Source organism: Streptomyces sp. NPDC047042 (assembly GCF_040644035.1).
GTDB lineage: Bacteria > Actinomycetota > Actinomycetes > Streptomycetales > Streptomycetaceae > Streptomyces.
In genome coordinates this window covers 56,237-75,233 of record NZ_JBEYVP010000013.1, presented here as the reverse complement: position 1 = coordinate 75,233, position 18,997 = coordinate 56,237, and the positions used below count along the sequence as shown (strand labels likewise).

Here is an 18,997-nt window from a genome sequence, read left to right as displayed (position 1 = left end):
CTTGACTGGCTTGACTCAGACTTACGAACCGAATGGGAGGGACGGCGTGCCCGACAACGGATGGCCGGCCGACCGCATCGACACGGAGAACGCACACTCCGCACGGATCTACGACTACATCCTCGGCGGTAAGGACTACTACCCCGCCGACAAGGAAGCGGGCGACGCCATGTCGCACGAATGGCCCGCCCTGCCGATCCATATGAAGGCCAACCGCGACTGGATGAACCGTGCGGTCGCCTACCTGGCCAAGGAAGCGGGCATCCGCCAGTTCCTCGACATAGGCACCGGCATCCCGACCTCCCCCAACCTGCACGAGATCGCCCAGTCGGTGGCCCCGGAGTCCCGGGTGGTCTACGTCGACAACGATCCGATCGTCCTCACCCTCTCCCAGGGTCTGCTGTCCAGCAGCCCGGAGGGCAGGACGGCGTACATCGAGGCGGACTTCCAGCATCCGGAGGCCATCCTCGACTCCCCGGACTTCCGGGAGACCCTCGACCTGACGAAGCCGGTCGCGCTCACCGTGATCGCGATCGTCCACTTCGTCCTGGACGAGGACGACGCGGTGGGCATCGTCCGCCGTCTCCTCGACCCCCTCCCCTCGGGCAGCTACCTGGCGATGTCCATCGGCACCGCCGAGTTCGCCCCTGAGGAGGTGGGCCGGGTCGCCCGCGAGTACAAGGCACGCAACATGCCGATGCGCCTGCGGACGTTCCCGGAGGCGGAGGAGTTCTTCGAGGGCCTCGACCTGGTCGAGCCGGGCATCGTCCAGGTCCACAAGTGGCACCCCGACGAGACGAGCGGCGAGGGGATCAGGGACGAGGACATCGCGATGTACGGGGCGGTGGCGCGCAAGCCGTAAGCGCGTCGAGGACCGGCGGGGGTGACCGAGGTCTCGCGACCCAGGTCACTCCGGCTGCGGTTCGAAGTCCCAGCTCGGACGTTCACCCTGGCGCACCGCCAGGGTGAACGGGCTGTTCGCCCCCAGCGCCTCGACGAGTTGCTCCAGCGTTTCCCGCTGCAGGCGGTCGGCCGCGTCCGGTTGGCGCAGCGAGCGCAGGTCGGCCGCCAGGGCGGCCTTGCACAGGAGGGTCAGCGGGTGCGCGCTCCCGACGGCCCGCGCCGACCTGTCCATGCAGTCCCGGCTGTAGCCGGCGGCCCCCTCCGCGTCCCCGACGAGGCTGCGCGCACCGGAGACATTCAGTGAACAGCCCAGTGTCCAGGGGTGGTCGGCCCCCATCGCGGCGGTCATCCCGCGCAGGGCACGCTCGGCGATGCGGAGCGCCTCGTCGTGGTCGCCCGTCTCCCAGAGGTTCAGACCGACGTTGCCCGCCGTGCCGACGGAGAACGGGTGTGCGTTGCCCAGAAGGTCCGCGTAGTCGCGGGCGACGCGGTCCGCGAGGGTCCAGGCATGGTCCAGGTCGCGGTGTTCGCGGAGCAGGGAGGCGTAGTCGGCGGCGACGAAGAGGGCCTGGGGGTGGCGGGCACCGTAGAGCTGGCGGGCCAGGTCGACGACCTCGCGCATGATCTGTTCCGCCTGGGGCAACTGGCCGGAGCGGCGCAGGCACAGGGAGAGATTGTGTTCGGCGACCATCGAGCTGATGGCGTAGCGCCCCATGACACTCTGGTAGTCGCTCAGGTTCGCTTCCTGGCGGGCGAGTGCCTGAGGGAAGCGGCCGAGCAGGCGGAGCGTCCAGCAGCATCGCAGCTCGTTGTAGAGCGTCCGGTAGTTCCGCCGGCCTGACTCCTCCCTCAGCCGCGCCACGATCGAGTCGTACATCTCGAACGACTCCTCGTAACGCCCGAGCAGATCAAGGACGTTGGCGAGATTGCCGCGCGCCTGCGCGCTCAGGGTGGCCTCTGCTCCTCTCGCCGCCGTCTCGGCGTGGACGGTGTGCAGATACAGTTCGTGCGCCTCGCGATAGGCGCCGAGCGCCACCAGGGTCCCGCCGAGCCCGTTCTTGGCGCGCAGGAGTTCGGTGTCCTCGGTCGGCCGCCGCTCCGACAGCCTGTCGACGACCGCCCGTCCCACGGCCTCGGCCTCGCGGTAACGCCCCATCCTGCGGAGCATGTTCGCGTGCTGATGCGTGAGGATGAGCATCTCGCTGCTGTCCGGCGGCATCCGGCTGTGCCAGCGTGCGATGGTGAGTTCGCAGAGCCTGAGCCCGGTGCGGGCCTCACCGCGGCCACGGAGGTACTCGAGGCAGTTCAGTATCAGCTGGGACACCTCGGCCCGCGTGCTGTCCAGCGCCCCCGAGATCTCCAGGTGCGGGATCAGTTCGCCGTAACGCGACCAGGTTCGCCCGTCGAGGGGGTCGCCCGGGTCCGCGGCCGCCAGGGTGTCGCAGGCGGCCTGGGCGAACAGATCTCGTTCGTCCTCACCGAGCCCCTCCCGCAACAGGGAGTGGTAGAGGCGGTGCACCTCCGCCCGCTCCACCCCGTCCTGACCGAACAGCAGTCGCACAGCCGAGGTCTCCGCCAGTCGGACCAGTGCGGCGTCCCACGTCTCCCGGTCGACCACGAGAGGCGCGATGGGCGGTGGCACGACGGTGGACCGCTCCTTCCAGAGCAGGCCCACCGGTACGGCGTCCGGCGAGAAGCAGGTGAAGAGCTTCAGCAGTTCGGCGAGGGCGGGCTCGCGTTCCTGGAGCGAGGCGAACGTGATCGACCAGCTCTTCTCCAGCGCCCGGGGGTATTCGGCCGGACTGTCCGCGCCGAGGGGCTGGTCCAGCCGGCCGGGGTGACCGTCGTGGACGAGTTCCAGGTACTCGGTGACCGGCATGGGATAGGCGTCCAGCCAGGCCGCGGTGTGGGAGAGCAGCAGAGGCAGGTCCTGCACCGCGTCGGCGAGGAGGTCGGCCTCGACAGGGTTGAGCCGAGGAGCCCGGCTCCTGATGTACGCGATCGACTCCGCGCGGGAGAAGGGGGGTACGTCGATCCGGTGGACGCGTTCGTTGTCGGCCCAGGCACGGCTGTTGGAGGTGATGAGGACATGCCCGACGCCCTCCGGCAGCAGATCCTCGATCTCGGTGAGGTCCTCGGCGCGGTCCAGCACCAGCAGCCAGCGGTGGTACGGCTGTCCGATGCGCAGCGCGGCCTGCACCGCGCGTATCCGATAACCGATTCCCTGGCCCGCCGCGAGCCTCAACTCAGGTGCCAGGGCGGCGAGTTGTTCGCGCGCCGTGCCCTGGAAGCCGGCACTGATCCACCACACCACGTCGTACTCGTTGCCGTACCGGTGCACGTACTCGATGGCGGTCTGCGTCTTGCCCGTACCGGACGGGCCGAGCAGCACGCAGCGGTGGTGATCCGCCGCGCCGGGTTCCGGTGCGGGTGCGAGCAGGGTCTGCCGGGTCCGGGTGAGCAGGGCTTCGCGACCGGTGAACCGGGGGTTGCGGAGTGGGGCGTTGGAGACGGCCGGAGCGGTGCCGGGAAACCGGAGTTCAGTGCTGCGACGGTCACCGTTCACGGGGGCGGCGGCCGTCATCGGTGTGCCCAGGAGGCTGAACAGGCGGCGCACGGCTTCGCGTTCGTCGACGCCGCGCAGATCGGCCGACGGCAACGCCCTCAGGGCGGCGGGTCGTTCGCCCGCACCGACGAGCACCGCCGCCAGTTTTCCCGGCCAGTCGGCGGCGGCCTCGGGCAGAGCGGCGTTCCACTCGTCGTCACCGCGGCCACCGAGCCGGCAGTCCGTGTCTCCCAGTACGAGCAGGGTCCGGCCGGATCCGCGCAGCAGTTCACCGAGTTCGTCCCACAGCATCCGTCCTGGGTCCGGGTGCCATGCCACCGTCGTCACACCGAAACCGGCGTCCTCCGCCCGGTCGGCGACCCAGGTCCCCCAGGCCTGGCTGGCGCCGGTGTGGGCGACCGTGATCCGCCGGTCGGGTTCGGCGGACCTCCGCACGCGGGCCAGGTGATCGGGTACGGGGCTGGGGGCGGGCAGCGCGTAGACGGCGCCGTCGGCCGCGAGCAGCTGCACGGGCCCCCAGCCGACGCGCTCGGTGACGGTCGCGCCCCGGCCGACCAGCAGGGTCCGGGGCAGCGGGTCGTCGAGCAGGTCCAGCACTCTGGGGTCGGTGTCCGGAACCTCGATGGTGAAGCCGCCCACGCCGTCGGCCCGTTCGCCCAGCAGCAGATCCGGCCCGTATCGGCGGACCGGGAGCGGGACACGGGGCAGTCTGGCCGCGATCAGCCCGACGTCGGTCACGGAAAGGCGTTCCGGCAGCTCGGGACGGAGGCTCACGCCGGACAGGCGGGCGCTGGTGACCGTGGCGAGCTGCCAGGCGGTGGTGGTACGGCGGACCGTGTCGGGCAGCCGTGGCCAGGCACCGGCGAACCACCGGGCGACGCCGTCCCGGCCCTGTTCGACCAGCGCCCGCAGTGCGGGTTTCAGCGCGCGTTCGATGGCCAGGTCGGCGCCGGCGCCGTCCCGGACGGCGAGCCACGTCGCCCGCTCCTCGGCGAACAGCGCGGGCGAACGGTCCTTGTGCAGGCGTTCGACAACGGACCAGAGGCTGTGCACAGGTGCCCCGGACGGGGAACCGGCGAGCCGCTCGGCGAGCTCGGTGCGCAGTGCCGGCAACAGGTCACCGCGGAGCGAGACATAGCCGTACCCGCGCCGCTCCACGAGGTTCCCGAACCACAGGTCGGCCTCGGCCGACACATCGAGCAGCGGCGCCACCGTGATCCGTACCGCACGCATCAGCTCGGGCTCTATCCGGCTCACGACGCTGAGCAGGACGGCCAGTTCATGGCCCTGGCGGGCCGGAGGGCTCACGGGATCCCCCCGGAACCCGTCGTTCCCCGGCCCGGGGTCACCGCAGCCCTCCGACAACCCGGCCCACGGTGGTGCCCCGGTCCCAGGCCACCACCCGTAACCGGGACTGCCACCACGTCGGCCAGAGACGTTCGGGAACCGGAACCAGGGCGACCGTGTCGCAGCCGTGCTGTCTGATCCGCAGCAGGGTCTCCCGCCATTCGCGCTCGGTGCCGCGGTGCGGGTCGAAGATGGGGCCGATCCTGCCCAGCCCGGACAGCAGGAGGACCCGGGTGCCGTGCTGGGGCGGCTGGTAGGGCCGCCAGGTGCCGCGCGGGCCCGCGCCGACGCCTCGGGAAGGGCAGTCGGCGAAGCGCAGCACCCGGGTTCCGGCGACGCCGACGAGGCTGCGGACCTGGTCGATGACGTCCTCGACGTCCCGGGCGAAGGGTTCCATCGAGGCGGAGATGTCGGCGAGGATCTGCACGCCGTACCGCAGGGTCGGCAGCGGACGACGCGGGATCTCCGCGAGGGGCAGCCCGCGCGCCAGATGGTCGGCGGCCCGTTCCACGTCGAGGTCGCCCTCCGCCGTCACCCGGGCGAGCGCCGCGTGGAGCACGGCGGCGGTGGAGCGAGGGGCGAGCAGCGGAAGGTGCGGGAGCGCGCCTGCCTCCGCGGCGGGCGCGGACCGGGGTGCGGGCAGCGGGTCGACGGCCCAGCCGGTGCGGCGCGGCGGCCGGTGGCCCACGGGGACGAGCAGCGTGGACTCCTCCTCGGCCACCGGCTGTCGGGGGACGCCCAGCGGCTCCGCGTACGACGCGGGTTCGCCGTCTCCCGTCGGGCCGGCCCCACCCGGTTCGGTGGGCGGTGCGGGGAGGTCGGTGGGGTCTCCCGGCGGTTCGGCGACGGGCACCTGCCCGACGCCCGGGCCGAGTCCGAGCAGTGCGGCCACCCGTTCCCAGCCCGCCGCGTCGGTCAGTCCGAGCGCGGAGGCGGCCCGGGCCACGTCGCCCAGCCAGATCTCCCGTGTCGCCGGCCCCCCTGCCGTCACCACCCGTCTCCCGTGATCTGCTGACGCTTGATCAGCACACAGTTCTTCAGCCACTCCCAGCGCTCGCTGCCAAGGGTGATGCCAAGGGTGAGACAGGCCCGCAGCGCGTCCAGGAACTCCGCGGTACTGGGCTCCCGCAGGCCGATCGTCATCGCCTGTTCCCGTACCTTGCCCAGTTCCACGGCCAGCGCCTCCGCCAGCCGCAGCTCGGCGTCGCCCGCGCTCCCGTGCCAGGTCTTCATGTGTTCCTCCGCGATCCGCACCAGGCTCCGCACATCGTGGTCGGGGAGCGTCTCCACGACACAGCGACGCAGGAAGGCCTGCGGCAACTCGCGCTCGTCGTTGGTGGTGATGACGACCAGGTGCCGGGCGAACCGTGGGTCGATGTCCCCGGTCGGGGGTTCCAGACCCACTTCGGCACCGGTCTCGACGACGGTGAACCGATGCGAACCCAGCGGTACCAGAAGGCTGTTGGGTACGTCCGGGTCGGCCTTGTCGATCTCGTCGATGAGCACGACGGCGTGGTCGGGGCTGCGACCGGAGTTGATCTCGGCGGAGGGGTCCAGGCACTCGCCCTCGGCGACGGAGTGGCCGCGGGGCCGTCCCCGCCGCCGCGCCGACTGCGGTGCCAGGGCCCACCACAGCACTCCCGGCTCCACGTAGGAGGCGTCGTCGAGCCCGACCGCCCCCTTCTTGTAGGCCTGCGCGTCGGCGAGCCGGCGGACGCTGTCGTAGCGCCACAGCAGTTCGGTCGACCGAGTGCCATACGTGATCACATGATCGTAGTAGCGCCATCCGCGCTGCCGTGCGATGAAGGGCGCCAGCGACGACTTCCCCGACCCGGGCCTGCCGCGCAGCAACAACGGCCGCCCGGTGGCCAGCGCGACCATCACCGCTTCCTCGATCCGCGGTGACATCACATAGATCTCGCCGTCGCCCCGGTCAGGACTGCGGAACCACTCCTCGGGGCTCTGGTGTCCGGCCATCGGGCTCATCCCCTCCCCCTGGTGCGGCCCGGCCTGCCGTCGTCCCCGCCCCGGCCGTGGCCCCAGTCGTTGAGCATCCCGTACGCGACCCTGATCGCTATCCGCTCGTCGTCGGCCCCGAACTCCGGTACCAGCAACGAGGCTTCGGCGAGCCGACCGGGTCTCGGATCGTCGTCGGCCAGTTCGTCCCTCGGTATCAGGAGGATGTGCAGCCAGGGGATCTGCCCGTGCAGCCAGTCGACGACCCGTTCCGCCTCGTCCAGGGAACAGTGCTCGGCGAAGATGACCACATAGGTGTCGCAGTCCGGCAACTGCGGTGCGCTGGCCAGCGGTTCGCGGTCCGTCATACCGAACCGCGCCCGTATGGTCCGCTCGCACAGGTACCGCAGTTCCTCCTCCGGATCCTCCTCGCCCGGAGGCGGCGCCATCACCACGATGGGCGTGTAGCGGCTGTGGTCCATGCAGAAGGCCCGCCCGAGGTAGTACTCCCCGGTATCCGGATTCCGTACGTTGAGAACCACGGTCCGGGGTCCGTCCCCCTCGTCGCCCGGCAGGACACGCCGGGCGGAGGTGGGGTCGATCCAGACGGGCAGCACCAGATGAACGAGCTGGTCGAGGGCGGTGCTGTCCATGTGCCGGGCGATCTCGCCGACGGCGTTGCGCAGCCGTAACGCGTCATGGGTGTGCAGCATCTGCGCGGCGAGGAACCCGCAGCTGACATCGCTCACCGGCGCCCCCGCCAGATGCCGGTCGTGCAGCCCGAGCGCCTTGCCCATCCTGGCGAGCCGGCTCATCGTCCGGACCTGGCTCAACTGCGCGGTGATGTCCTCGGCCCAGCGCTGTACGGGGTCGTCGTCCTCGGACGGCGGCGGCAGGGGCGGAAAGGCCCGCACGATCGCGGCCGCGGCCTCGACGGGATCCGGCAGCTCACCCCCGTCCCCGCCGGTCACCCGCTGCACGAGCTGCAGGGACATCAGGTCCTCGAAACGGGCCCCCTGCATGTCCTCCGGGGTCACGTCTCCGACCGGGGCGGGCAGCACGAAGAACGAACGGTTGAAGTGGTGCCGCCACATCAGGATGTCGACTTCCCGGTGCACCCAGTCCGAGGCCAGCGCCGACCTGTTGAGGAGCACGACAGCGGCCTGGCACTCCAACAGCCACTCGTACAGCCGGGGATACCACTTCTCCCCCGGCAACAGTCCGTCGGCGTCGACCAGAACGTCGTATCCACGCTCCCGCAGACCGTGTACGACCTGTAGGCGCACCTCTGTGGCATAGGTGTCGCCGCGCGCGCTGTGGCTGATGAACACCTTGCTCAATCCCCCGCCCCCTCAGGTCCCCCGTCCTAAGGGGATTCTGACGGCGGTTCAAGCCTCCCGCAATCGTGCGTCACCGACTGCCGAACTGAGGCGCCCGGCAATGTGCCTGATCAGATGTTCGAGATCGGCGCAGTACACGGAAGGGTTGAGGAAGCCGGTGTCCGTGCGGAAACGGTGGGCGTAGTTGCCACCGCCGCACACCTGTACCAGAGCGCACTCCTGGCACTCGGACGAGAGGGTGGCCAGCCCGAGCTGACGGGCGGCGATACCGGGGTGGTCGAGCGCCTGGTCGAAGGCGTGCCGGAACACGTCGAGACCGGTGACGGGCGCGCCGGCATAGGTGGTCTTCAGCGAGTCGACCTGCTCGATGGCCCCGTCTGTGTCGACGACGACCGCCACGACGGGCGAGGTGCCGACCGCTTCCGTACCGCTGGGCAACCCCATGAGCAGTCCGATCACCTCGGTGAACAGCCGGATGCGCGTAGGCACGCGGTCGGCGTCGAACCACTGGTCGAATACGGTCGCGAGCCATTCTCCGTACGGAGCGGGAGCACCCGTACTCGGCGGCGGGGCCGACCAGTTGGCGTGCGGGAGCAGCAGATCCAGACTCGGCGGCGCGAACTCCAGGAGCGACTCGTAGACCTCGAGGGGGTCGGTCGCGCAGTCGATGGTGCAGAGGATCCCGGCGTACGAGTCCGGGTGCCGGGCGAGGACACGTAACCCCCTGGACGCGGCGGGCCAGGCGGGGCGCCCCCGACGGTCGACGCGCCGGCTGTTGTGCCTGGCCAGCCCGCCGTCGAGGCTGACGCCGATCCAGATCCCGGCGTCCGCGAGCTCGGCGACGACCGCGTCGGTGAGAAGGGTCCCGTTCGTCTGCATGGAGACGTGCACCCGGCACGCGTCCTCGCCCGCCTGCTCGGCCACGGCCCGCCGTACGGCGTCGACGTAGCGCACGAGAGGCCCCGGACCGGACATCAGGGGCTCGCCGCCGTGCAGATTGACGTACACGTCACGCAGTCGGTGGGCGGCCGCGTGCTCGGCGATCCGCCGGGCGGCCGCGTCCACCACGCCCTCCGGCACGGCACGGGGGCGTTCGCGCCAGCTCTGGTCGGGGCCTTCGTAGACGTAGCAGTAGGTACAGGCGAGGTTGCAGCGGCTGTGGACCTTCAGCACGAACTGCTGGAACGGAGTGGGGCAGGTACCCGTCGCACGCCGTACCGCCTGGACGTCGAGCCCCTGCACGGGCCACGGCGGCGGGGCCGTCGTCACCGTTGGGAGAACCGGGGCGGTTGGTCCGGCGAGACGTAGGGGGAGTCCTCGTAGAACGCGCACCGGGCCGGTGTCCCGGCCCGCCGCAGCAGTGTCTCCGCGACCGCCGCGAGTACGGGCCGCGTCGCGCCCGTGGCCAACATGGCCAGATCTCGACCAGCGAAAACCGGCAACGACTGCGAATTGCGACGCTGGGCGCTGAGAGAAGGCGCCACGCCCCGAGGAACAGGCAAGCCTTCTCCTGGTGAGATAAATACACGCGGGCGGACCCGCGCGTGTGACGGGCGTGACGCTAGCAGTTTTGGCAACGGTGTGTCACATGACGTGCCCCACATGTGAGTCGGTCAGGTCGGCTGTGGTTCGAAGTCCCAGTACGGGCGGTCGCGCCGTGCGACCGCCTTGGTGTGCGGATGGCCGGATCCATACCTGTCCGTCAGCCGGCGGAGGGCTTCCTGTTCCAGTCGGGCGGCTTCCTGCCCGCGCCGCAGCGCTCGCAGATCGGCCGAAAGGGCCGCCTTGCAGGACAGGGCCATCGGGTGGTCCTCCCCCAGCACGCGCACGGCTCGCTCCAGGGTCTCGCCGCTGAGCAGCGCGGCGCCTTCGGCGTCCTCCGCGAGACTGCGTGCCCCGGAGAGGTTGAGTGCGCAGCCGAGTGTCCAGGGGTGGTCGGCACCGACGGCGTTCGTCATCCCCCTCAGGGCCGCCTCCGCGGTCCGCAGGGCTTCCTCGCGTTCTCCGTACTTCCACAGGACCAGCCCGACGTTGCCTGCCGTGCCGACGGTGAAGGGGTGGTCGGGTCCGACCAGGTCCTCGTAGCCCGCGGCCACCTCGTCCGCGAGTTTGCGGGCCTCGTCCAGGTCACCGTGCTCACGCAGGAAAGCGGCGTAGTCCGCCTGCACATGAAGGGTGTCGGGGTGCCGGAATCCACGCTTGCGCAGGCTCTGTTCCCCGACATGCCGCATGCCCTTCTCGGCCTGCTCCAGGTCCCCGGCGCGGCGGTGGCACAGCGCGAGGTTGTGCTCGGCGAGCAGGGTGTTCGGATGCCATTCGCCCGCGCTCATCCGAAGCAGCCGGAGATTGTGCTCCTGCCGGGACCTGGCCTCCGCGTACTCACCGAGGAGCCGGAGTGTCCAGGCGTAGTACAGCCCCGAGAGCAGCGTCTGTTCGGCGGACGCGCCCAGCCTCTCCTGACGCATCTTCAGGGTGGCCCGGTGCGCCTCGGCCGCCTGTGCGTACTTGCCCAGCAGTGCCAGCGTGGTGTCGAGGTTGGTACGGGAACGGGTGTCCTTGGACGCGCGCGCGGAAAGCTCGAACAGCTGGTACGCCTCCTGGTAGGCGCCCAGCGCGTTCAGCGTGCCGCCCAGCCCGTTCCTCGCCCGCTCCAGTTCCTCGTCGTCGTCGGCCCTGCTCTGGGCCAACCGGTCCACGACAGCGCGCGCCACCGCTTCGGCCTCCCGGAAACGTCCCGTGCGACGCAGCATGTTGGCGTGCTGATGGGTCAGCTTGAGCATGTCGGGGTCGTCCGGGTCCATGCGGCTTCGCCATCGGGCCAGGGTCTGTTCGCACAACGCGAGTCCGTCACGGCCCTCACCGCGTGCCCTGAGGTACTCGACACAGTTCAGGACCAGCCTGCGCACCACCGGCTTGGTGCTGTCGAGGGCTCCGGACGTCTCCAACTGTGCGAGCAGCACGCCGTACTTGGGCCATTCATCGGCGTTCCCGGGGTCCCGCGGGTCAGCGCCCGCCAGCACTTCGCACGCGACGGCGGACATCGCTTCCCGCCGTTCCTCGGGCAGCATGCTGGTCAGGAAACTGTGATAAAGCCGGTGCATGGTCGCGCCTCCCACTAGTGGATCGCCCTCCGAAGAACTCTCGTAGGCGAGTTGTACAGCAGTTGACTCGGACAGCCGCTGCAACGCCGAATACCAGCGGATCGGGTCGACCGCAAGAGAGGCAAGGTGGTCGGGCAGGTCGGACGGGTGAGCATTCTGGATCAGACGTACGGGAATGGCGTCGGGAGAGAAGAGCGAGAAAAGCCTCAGCAGTTCCGACGCCTCCGGATAGTTCACCTCCAGAGTGTTGAGGGTTATCGACCAACTGGTCTGGAACCCCATCGGGTAGTCGTCCGAGATGCGGATGCCGATCTGGTTCGCGCCGCCCTTGCGGATCAGGTCGATGTACTCCCTGGCGGGCATCCTGTTGGCGTCCAGCCAGGCGGCGGTCTGTGCCAGCAGCAGCGGCAGGTCCTGTACCGCCTCCGCGAGTTGGTCCGCTTCCTCCTCGGTGAGCCGCGGTGCGCGGCGACGCACGTAGGCGACCGATTCGTCACGGGCGAACGGCAGGATCGGGATCTCGGAGAGCCTGCCCGACGTGGCCCAGTCCTGGGTCAGCGTGGTGACCAGGACATGCCCATTCCCTTCGGGCAGCAGGTCTTCGACCTGGGACATGTCGTCCGCGCTGTCGAAGATCACCAGCCACCTGCGGTGCGGACTGCCCGTACGCAGCGCCTCGCGCACCGCACGGATCCGCTCCCCCAGTTCGGTGCCGACCGAGAGCTGCAGCCGACGCGCGAGGTCGGCGAACTGTTCGCGGGCGGTGGCCCGGTATCCGGCGTTGACCCACCACACCACGTCGTAGTCGTTGCCGAACCGGTGGGCGTACTCGATCGCGATCTGGCTCTTCCCCACGCCCGAGATGCCGCGCAGCGCGACCCGGGACGCACCTTCCTCGGACCGGTTCAACATGGAGTGCAGTTCGTCGAGCGCCCAGTCCCGGCCGGTGAAGCGCAGGTTTCGCCGAGGAGTGTTGAGCACCGACGGGGGATCGTTGGGGAAGCGTGGGGCGTTGTCGCCGACCTGGGGCGTGTCCGTGGCCGGCAGTCCCAGCCGGACCAGAATGCGGCGTCGGGCCTCACCGGAGTCCAGGTCACGCAGGTCGACGGGTTCCAGGCGCTCGCCACCGGGCGGAATCGCCCTGGTGGCCACGCTCACCGCGGTGAACCGGTCCGCGTACTCCGGGACGACTTCACGCAGAGCCGCGGTCCACTGTTCGTCGCTGCGCGGCCCGAGGTTGAAGTACCAGTCGTCCAGGACGAGCAGTATCCGCCCGGACGCCTCGAGCAGTCCCCGCAGGGCGTCGGCCAACGGCACGCTGACGGGTGGGTCCCAGCGCAACAGTGTCGTCCGGTGGCCCAACTGCTCCAGGTGGTACGCGATCCAGGTGGCCCAGGGCCGGTTGAATCCGGCAAAACTGATCACATAGTGACCATGCGACCCGGCTCCCCCGCGCCCGCCCTCCATGCAATCATCTCCTCGTATTGATAAGTGCAGCAATAAGCCAATCTGACAATATTCTCTAAGGCCGATAAATGCGTGCCCGCGATTCCCGGGCACGGCACCCGAAATCCGGAGTTCATCCGTTTGGCAGCCCTTCCGTCCTGGCGACGGCATCCAATCTCGCCGCGACATGTCTGATCAGTCGCTCAAGATCTCTGCAATAGACCGTCGGATGGCGGAATCCGCTGCCCTCCCGGTAGCGATGCGCGTAATTGCCGCCACCACAGACCTGCATGACCGGGCAGGACCGGCACACGGCCGCGAGGGCCGCCTCACCGAGTTGACGCGCGGCGACACCAGGGTGGTCCAGAGCCTCGTCGAACGAGTTCCGGAACACGTCCAGGCCTGTCACGACCGCGCCTTCGTATGCCTGTTTGAGTGAATCCAGTTGTTCGATCGCGCCGTCCGTCTCCACCACGACAGCACCCGTGGGCGACAGCCCGACCGCCTCCGTGGCGCTGAAGCCGCCCAGCAGAAGGGCGACGATCTCCATGAAGAGCCGGATGCGCGGCGGCCGCTCGGCGCCCCGGCCGTCCCACCACAGGTCGAACACGGCGGACAGCCAGTCGCCGTACGGGGTCGCGCCACGGCTTCCGATCCTGGCGGCCTCCGGCGCGCGCACCGGCAGCCCGGGCGGCGGGGACGACCAGTTCGCATGGGGAAGCAGCAGGTCGAGAGAGGGCGGGCCCAGCGCGACGAGCGACCGGTAGACCTCGCCCGGGTCCTGGTCCAGGTCGATGGTGCACAACAGTCCGGCGTACGACTGAGGATGCCGGGCGAGCAGTCGGGCCGCCCGCTCCACCGCGCGCCAGGACGGACGCCCGGCGTGATCGACGCGACGCCGGTTGAGTTCGGGCGTTCCGCCGTCGAGGCTGAGGCCGACCCGGATCCCGGCCTCCGCAAGCGCGAGCAGAACCCGCTCGGTGAGCAGGGTGCCGTTGGTCTGGACGGTGGCCGGTGTCACGCAGGAGGCGGGGACAGCGGCACGGATCGCCGCGAGGTACTCCACCAGGATGTCCGGACCCGAGAGCAGCGGCTCTCCCCCGTGGAAATCGACCCGGATGTCACTCAGCCCGTGCGCGACCACATGCTCGGCTATCCGCCCAGCGGTGCGGCGCATCACCTGGGAGAGCACGCGGGGCGGGTGGTCGCGCCACGATCCGTCGGAGCCGTGGTAGATGTAACAGTATGAGCATGACAAATTGCAGCGACTGTGCACCTTCAGGGTGAACTGACGCAACGGCACCGGCCGGAACCCCATGTGGCGCAGATGCGTCACATCCAGAATCGCCAGGGGCCAGGGGGCGGGTTCAGGACTGTGGGCGACGCCTGCGGCACACCCCTGCGACAACGTAGGCACGCGTCCCCCTCCCTGCCTGGGTCGTGCATGCCCGCGCGGGGACCACGAAAAACGATCACGGGTACAAGTGACCGGAACCGGACGTCGCGGTCCTCACCGGTCGCGTCGCCGGCCGACCGTGGTCAGGGTGAGTCGTCGTAGTACGCCACCGCGCTCGCGGGCCGCTGAGCCAGCATCGCGCGCACCTCCGCCAGCACGGAATGGCCACTCCCCTCCGGCAGTTCCTCCCACACGACTCGGGTGAGATCCGGAAGAGGCTCATCCCACGCGGTCGGCTCACAGATCGCAGGATTCGACACGCTGCGCTCCTCCCCAGGCACGTCGGCCCTCGGCAATTACCCGTGCGGATGATGCACGGAAACCTTTCTTCTGGGCTCTCCTGCCCAGTGCGGCCGAAAATAACGAGCAATCAGGCCGAACCCCGGGTGGTGTCGGCCGTGCGGGCGGTCAGGGCGCGCATCCGTTCCAGGGTGGCGCGGGCCTGGAGACCCCGGTCGTCGCCCGCGGCCTGCCAGTTGGCCCAGGCCGCGCGATAGGCGAGGAGGGCGCCGGCCGGGCCCGCCGTCCGCTCCAGAACCGTTCCCCTCCGGTGCAGGGCGCGGGCGCAGACGAGGAGTTCGCCCGCCGCCTCGGCGGCCGTCGCGGCTCGGCCGTAGGCCTCGGCCGCCCGGTCCTCGTACGCCGTCGTGGTGTTCTGCGGACGGGCCAGCGCCAGCAGCGCGTCGCCGCGTTCCAACCAGGCGAGGGCCTCCGTGCGGGCGTCCTGGCCGGTCCGGGCTCCCCTGGCCGCGCGGGCCAGGATCCACTCGGCCTCATGGAGGTCCGTGAGCGAGCCGCCCGCCCGGTGGTGCCCGACCAGGGCGCGGCCGAAAAGGAGCCTGCGGGCCGGCAGCCGCGGGTCGCTCTCCGGGGTCTGGGCCAGGGCGGCGCGCAGGACTCGTACGGCATCCGTGGCGACGTCCACGTCATCGCTGTGGCCCGCCCGGCTCAGCAGCGCGCCGCCCCTGGCCGCCAGCAGTTCGGCACGGCGCGGGTCGTCGGTACCGAGCTGGGCCTGTGCCTGGGCGAAAAAGGCATCCGCCGCGTCCAGTTCGGCCGGTTCGGCGGTGCGCGTCCAGCGGGTGGTGTGGGCCTCGGCCAGCCGCCACAGGGCGCGCAGCCTCAGCTCGCCCGTGTTCGCCCCCGTTCCGACCACCCGCACCGCCTCCCCCAACGCCCCCACAACCTCCCGCGCCCCCTCGTCCCCCACCACCACCGCCCGTGCCGCCGCCAGTTCCAGCCAGGCCCGGCAGACGACCCCCCGGGGCTCGCCCGCGCGTTCCGCCAGGCCTGCCGCCGACTCGAAGTCCGCCGATGCCTGTACGGCGAGCGCGCGGGCCTCGTCGGCCGAGTCGCGCTCGCGGGCGTTGGCGCACAGCTCCATCAGCAGCGCGCCGCGGGCCAGCAACGCCGAGCCGGGCAGGGGGTGTTCGCCCGGCCAGCCCTCCAGGAGGGCGTCGAGCCGCACCTGAGCCCCGTACAGGAGGCGTCGGTCGCCCAGGAGCCGGTAGCGGGCGCGGACCACGTCGACGACGCAGAGGAGGACGTCGAGCAGGGGGCGCGGCTCGGAGCGCACCAGGGCGTACGCGCGCTCCAGGCTCTCGGCGGCCTCGGCCAGGACCCGGGCCCTCGTCCCGTCGTCGGGCTCGGTCGCGGCCCTGGCCCGGAGCACCTTGCCGAGGACGAGGTGGGCGTGGGCCGGCGGCGTACCGGCGGGGTCCGCCGCCGCGCGGACGGTGTCCTCCGCCTCGCGCAACACCGCGCGGTCCCGGTGGATGTCCCAGAGCCCGAGCAGGCACTCGGCGAGCAGCGCCCTCGTGGCCGGGGTGGGTGTGGTCGCCCGCAGCAGACGTACGGCGTCCCAGAGGTCGCGGATGCCGCCCTGGCGTTCGTAGCGGGCGAGGCGGCTGCGGGCCAGCCAGAGGGCCAGGGATTGCGAATGCGACCGGTTGATGACCAGGTTCGCGGCGCCTTCGACCTCCCTCGGCTGGAATCTGCGCAGCACCCTGCGGGGTACGTCGGCGAAGGGCTGCGGGACCGGGCGCCCGCCCGTCTCCTCGGACCCGTCCGTTTCCACCACGGTGTGGACCGCCGCCCCCGAGAGGTGGGCGACCACCGTCGCGGGGAAGTTCTGGGCCTTTTCGCCCCACACCCTTTCCAGATAGCGCGAGCACTGTTCCAGCACCGCGCGGGCCTCGTCCAGTTCCAGTCGCCGCAGCAGCAAATCCCTTACACCCGGGGCGAATTCGTACCAGGGTCCGGGACCGTCGCGTTCCTCAGCCACCTCCACCAGCAGGTCGCTGAAGAGCACTTCGGCCAGTTCTACCGGGCCGGTCGCGGGGAGCAGGGCACGCTGGACGAGCTGCATCACGGGGTACGCCAGCGGTGCCGCCGAGAAGCAGACCGCGAGGCGACGGGCGGCGGGAGAGGCGACCGTGCGGAAGTCCTCGACCAGCTGGGCCGGGGTGCGGTCGGGGCGTGGGCCGGGTGGTGTCCCCTCGTCCGCCGGCCCGACCATGGCCACCGAGGCCGCCGGCGCGCCCGCAGACCGTTCCGACAGCAAACGTGCCCAGTCGCCGAGCGCGACGGGCGTCGGCGGCAGCACGGGGACGGGCAGGGCCTCGTCGTGGCGGGGACGCGGGGCGCGGAACGGCTCGAAGCCGAGCATTCCGCCGGGGTCCGTCGTGCGTCGCAGGGTGCCGGGTTCGGTGGCCAGCAGGGTCCCCGGCCACAGCCGCGCGGGCAGCGGCTGTACGACGGCCAGCGGGCCCGCGCGCAGTCGCCGGTGGAGGAACCGCTGGCCGGCGCCGTGTCGCCACAGCGGGCCCGAGCAGTCGCTGAGCAGGAGGGTGAGCGTTTGGCCGCTCGGGTCGCGCAGCCCTTCCGCCGGGGCGAGCCACTGGCTTCCGCCGGCCCGGCACAGCACTCCGACCCCGCCGTCGGGATGCGGGCGCAGCCGATGGACGGTCACCGAGCGGAAGGCACCGGACTGTTCGCAGGCGAGGCGCAGTTCCTCCAGGGTGCGGTCCCAGGCGCCCATCGACGGCGAGTCGTCGACGAGCAGCTGCATCCGGGCCCGTCGGCGCCGGTCGGCCCGGAAGACCGGCAGGGCGCAGTTCCCGGCGGCGCTCGCCTGGGCGGTGAGGGACTCGTCCAGCAGGTCGTCGCTGCGGGGTCGTGGTGGTCCCGTCGGCCGCTGCCAGTCCCGGAGGGGGCGCAGGGCGCGCGCCAGGGACAACAGGTCGGGGAAGGCGGACGCCGTCGGTACGAGGATCTCGGCGCCCGGTGCGTCGTAGGTCTCCGCCGCTCCCGCAGGCTCCTCGGGGTCCTGCGGCCCTTCCCTCCTTTCCGTCCCTTCCTGGCTCACCTGCCTCTCCGGCCGTCCTGTCCGCTCCGGCCCTCCTGCCTGTTCAGCGTCCTCTTCCCGCCGGTCTCCCGGTTGGCGCGGTCCTCCGCGTTCCCTGACCACCGCGAGGAGTCGCGGGGGCGCCGGGTGGTCCGCCGGGTCCACGGAGACGCCCTCTTCCCCGGGCGGGGTGCCGTTCCCGACTCCGGCACCCGGGCCGTTTCCGGTGCCGGTGTCCGCGTCGGTCTCCGCCTCCGCCATCCGCCCCGCCAGCCAGAGCGCGTCGGCGAGTTCGGTGGCGTTCGGCCTGACCCCGGCCTCCCCCAGGCGCCGGATCAGTGCGCCCAGCGGATCCGGCGGCCCCGCGTCCCCGCTCACCTCGTCGGCCGGTTCAGGGGGCGCATGAGCTGTTCGGCGAGGTGGGCGCGGGTGCCGGGTTCCTCGTCCTGGGCGTGGCGGGTGAGGTAGACGGCGTTGAGGAGTTGGTCGGCCGCCCGCTGTTCGCCGGGCCTGCGCTCGAGGAACCGGGCGATGACGTCCGCGTGTTGCTCGGCCGCGTCCTCGCCGAAGTGGGCGCGGACCATGGCGGCGAGCCGCTCCTCGTCCGGGGGTTCCAGGTGGAGGTGGACGCAGCGCCGGAGCAGTGGCACCGGGAAGTCGCGTTCACCGTTGCTGGTGAGGACGATGAAGGGGAAGGCGCGGCAGCGGACGCGTCCTTCGTGGACCTCCACGGATCGCCCGTCGTGGTCACGGACCCGTACGGCCGGGCGGTGTTCGGCGATCCGTTCCAGTTCGGGGATGCCGAACTCGCCCTCCTCCAGGACTCCGAGGAGGTCGTTGGGCAGGTCGATGTCGCTCTTGTCGAGCTCGTCCACGAGCAGTACCCGGGGGCGTGCGGTGGGGAGCAACGCCGTTCCCAGCGGGCCCAGTTGGAGGTAGCGGCCGATGCCCTGGGCGAGCAAGTCGGTGTCGTCCGGCGGCTGTTGGCCGGAGGGGGGCGGTTCGGCCGGGTTCGGTCCGGCCTGACTGCTGTCGTGTTGGGGACGGCTGCCCGGGCGGGTGATCTGGAGGTCCTGGAGCCGGCCCAGCGCGTCGTATTTGTAGAGCCCGTCGGCCAGTTGGGTACGACTGACGATCGGCCAGCGCAGTACGCGGCCCAGTCCCAGTTCATGCGCCACGGCGTGCGCGAGTGTGCTCTTGCCGCTGCCCGGTTCGCCGGTGACCAGGAGCGGACGGCGCAGGTACAGCGCCGCGTTGACCAGTTCCAGTTCGGCCGGGGTGGGGCGGTAGTGCTCGGCGAAGGCGCGGCTTCGGCCGAGCCTGCGGGTGGAGACGGCGTCCACGGGAGCCGGCGGCCGGATCAGCGGGCCACCGTCGAAGCGGCGCCAGGCAGGCGGCTCCGGGAGCCGGTCGACTCCGTCGTGCGGTTGTCCGGTGCCTCGGTAGATCAGCCACTCGTTCACGTCACGCTCCTCGGTGCAGGACGGGCGGGGCTGCCTGATCGCCGGAGGGAGGGGCCGGGCGGGTCGCGTACGA

Annotated in this window: 12 protein-coding genes; 1 reads left to right on the top strand and 11 read right to left on the bottom strand. The window is 71.1% G+C overall.

Features of this window, described 5'->3' with window-relative positions:
- Positions 1 to 46 precede the first annotated feature (46 nt).
- Entirely contained in the window at positions 47 to 862 is an 816-nt protein-coding gene (locus tag ABZ855_RS16995; RefSeq protein WP_319200153.1) for an SAM-dependent methyltransferase, read from the top strand.
- 45 nt (positions 863 to 907) lie between these two features.
- Here ABZ855_RS16995 and fxsT (ABZ855_RS16990) read toward each other — a convergent pair whose 3' ends face one another.
- The 11 genes from fxsT (ABZ855_RS16990) to ABZ855_RS16940 all read right to left on the bottom strand — a co-directional run bounded on the left by fxsT (ABZ855_RS16990) (position 908) and on the right by ABZ855_RS16940 (position 18,924).
- Positions 908 to 4,777 (bottom strand): FxSxx-COOH system tetratricopeptide repeat protein, encoded by a 3,870-nt coding sequence (fxsT, locus tag ABZ855_RS16990; RefSeq protein ID WP_360807448.1) that lies wholly within the window; start codon positions 4,775 to 4,777, stop codon positions 908 to 910.
- A gap of 37 nt (positions 4,778 to 4,814) precedes the next feature.
- The gene (locus tag ABZ855_RS16985) at positions 4,815 to 5,807 is read right to left on the bottom strand and encodes a hypothetical protein (RefSeq protein ID WP_360807446.1); all 993 of its coding nucleotides are present in this window, start codon (positions 5,805 to 5,807) and stop codon (positions 4,815 to 4,817) included.
- Positions 5,804 to 6,793: a MoxR family ATPase gene (locus tag ABZ855_RS16980; protein ID WP_360807444.1), complete on the bottom strand. Its 990-nt coding sequence runs from the start codon at positions 6,791 to 6,793 to the stop codon at positions 5,804 to 5,806. Before ABZ855_RS16980 ends, ABZ855_RS16985 begins: the two co-directional genes overlap by 4 nt.
- A gap of 5 nt (positions 6,794 to 6,798) precedes the next feature.
- On the bottom strand, positions 6,799 to 8,103 hold the full coding sequence (locus ABZ855_RS16975; RefSeq protein WP_360807678.1) for a toll/interleukin-1 receptor domain-containing protein: 1,305 nt from the start codon (positions 8,101 to 8,103) through the stop codon (positions 6,799 to 6,801).
- A gap of 57 nt (positions 8,104 to 8,160) precedes the next feature.
- Positions 8,161 to 9,381 (bottom strand): FxsB family cyclophane-forming radical SAM/SPASM peptide maturase, encoded by a 1,221-nt coding sequence (locus ABZ855_RS16970; RefSeq protein WP_360807442.1) that lies wholly within the window; start codon positions 9,379 to 9,381, stop codon positions 8,161 to 8,163.
- Positions 9,378 to 9,524: a hypothetical protein gene (locus ABZ855_RS16965; protein WP_360807440.1), complete on the bottom strand. Its 147-nt coding sequence runs from the start codon at positions 9,522 to 9,524 to the stop codon at positions 9,378 to 9,380. The genes ABZ855_RS16970 and ABZ855_RS16965 overlap by 4 nt, the downstream gene beginning before the upstream one ends.
- 201 nt (positions 9,525 to 9,725) lie before the next feature.
- The gene (gene fxsT, locus ABZ855_RS16960) at positions 9,726 to 12,638 is read right to left on the bottom strand and encodes an FxSxx-COOH system tetratricopeptide repeat protein (protein ID WP_360807438.1); all 2,913 of its coding nucleotides are present in this window, start codon (positions 12,636 to 12,638) and stop codon (positions 9,726 to 9,728) included.
- A gap of 154 nt (positions 12,639 to 12,792) precedes the next feature.
- Positions 12,793 to 13,977 carry an FxsB family cyclophane-forming radical SAM/SPASM peptide maturase gene (locus ABZ855_RS16955; protein ID WP_360807676.1) on the bottom strand — a complete coding sequence of 395 codons (1,185 nt, stop codon included), beginning with the start codon at positions 13,975 to 13,977 and terminating at the stop codon, positions 12,793 to 12,795.
- 221 nt (positions 13,978 to 14,198) lie between these two features.
- On the bottom strand, positions 14,199 to 14,375 hold the full coding sequence (locus tag ABZ855_RS16950; RefSeq protein WP_360807436.1) for a hypothetical protein: 177 nt from the start codon (positions 14,373 to 14,375) through the stop codon (positions 14,199 to 14,201).
- Positions 14,376 to 14,485: 110 nt separating this feature from the next.
- Complete coding sequence (locus ABZ855_RS16945; RefSeq protein ID WP_360807434.1) at positions 14,486 to 17,839, bottom strand: SAV_2336 N-terminal domain-related protein; 3,354 nt, start codon at positions 17,837 to 17,839, stop codon at positions 14,486 to 14,488.
- Complete coding sequence (locus ABZ855_RS16940; protein WP_360807433.1) at positions 17,836 to 18,924, bottom strand: MoxR family ATPase; 1,089 nt, start codon at positions 18,922 to 18,924, stop codon at positions 17,836 to 17,838. The genes ABZ855_RS16945 and ABZ855_RS16940 overlap by 4 nt, the downstream gene beginning before the upstream one ends.
- Positions 18,925 to 18,997: the final 73 nt, after the last annotated feature.

Excerpts from the sequence above, each read along its gene's own strand:
- ABZ855_RS16980 (WP_360807444.1), bottom strand. The coding sequence starts at position 6,793 with ATGGCCGGACACCAGAGCCCCGAGGAGTGGTTCCGCAGTCCTGACCGG.
- ABZ855_RS16965 (WP_360807440.1), bottom strand. The coding sequence starts at position 9,524 with ATGTTGGCCACGGGCGCGACGCGGCCCGTACTCGCGGCGGTCGCGGAG.
- ABZ855_RS16955 (WP_360807676.1), bottom strand. The coding sequence starts at position 13,977 with ATGGGGTTCCGGCCGGTGCCGTTGCGTCAGTTCACCCTGAAGGTGCAC.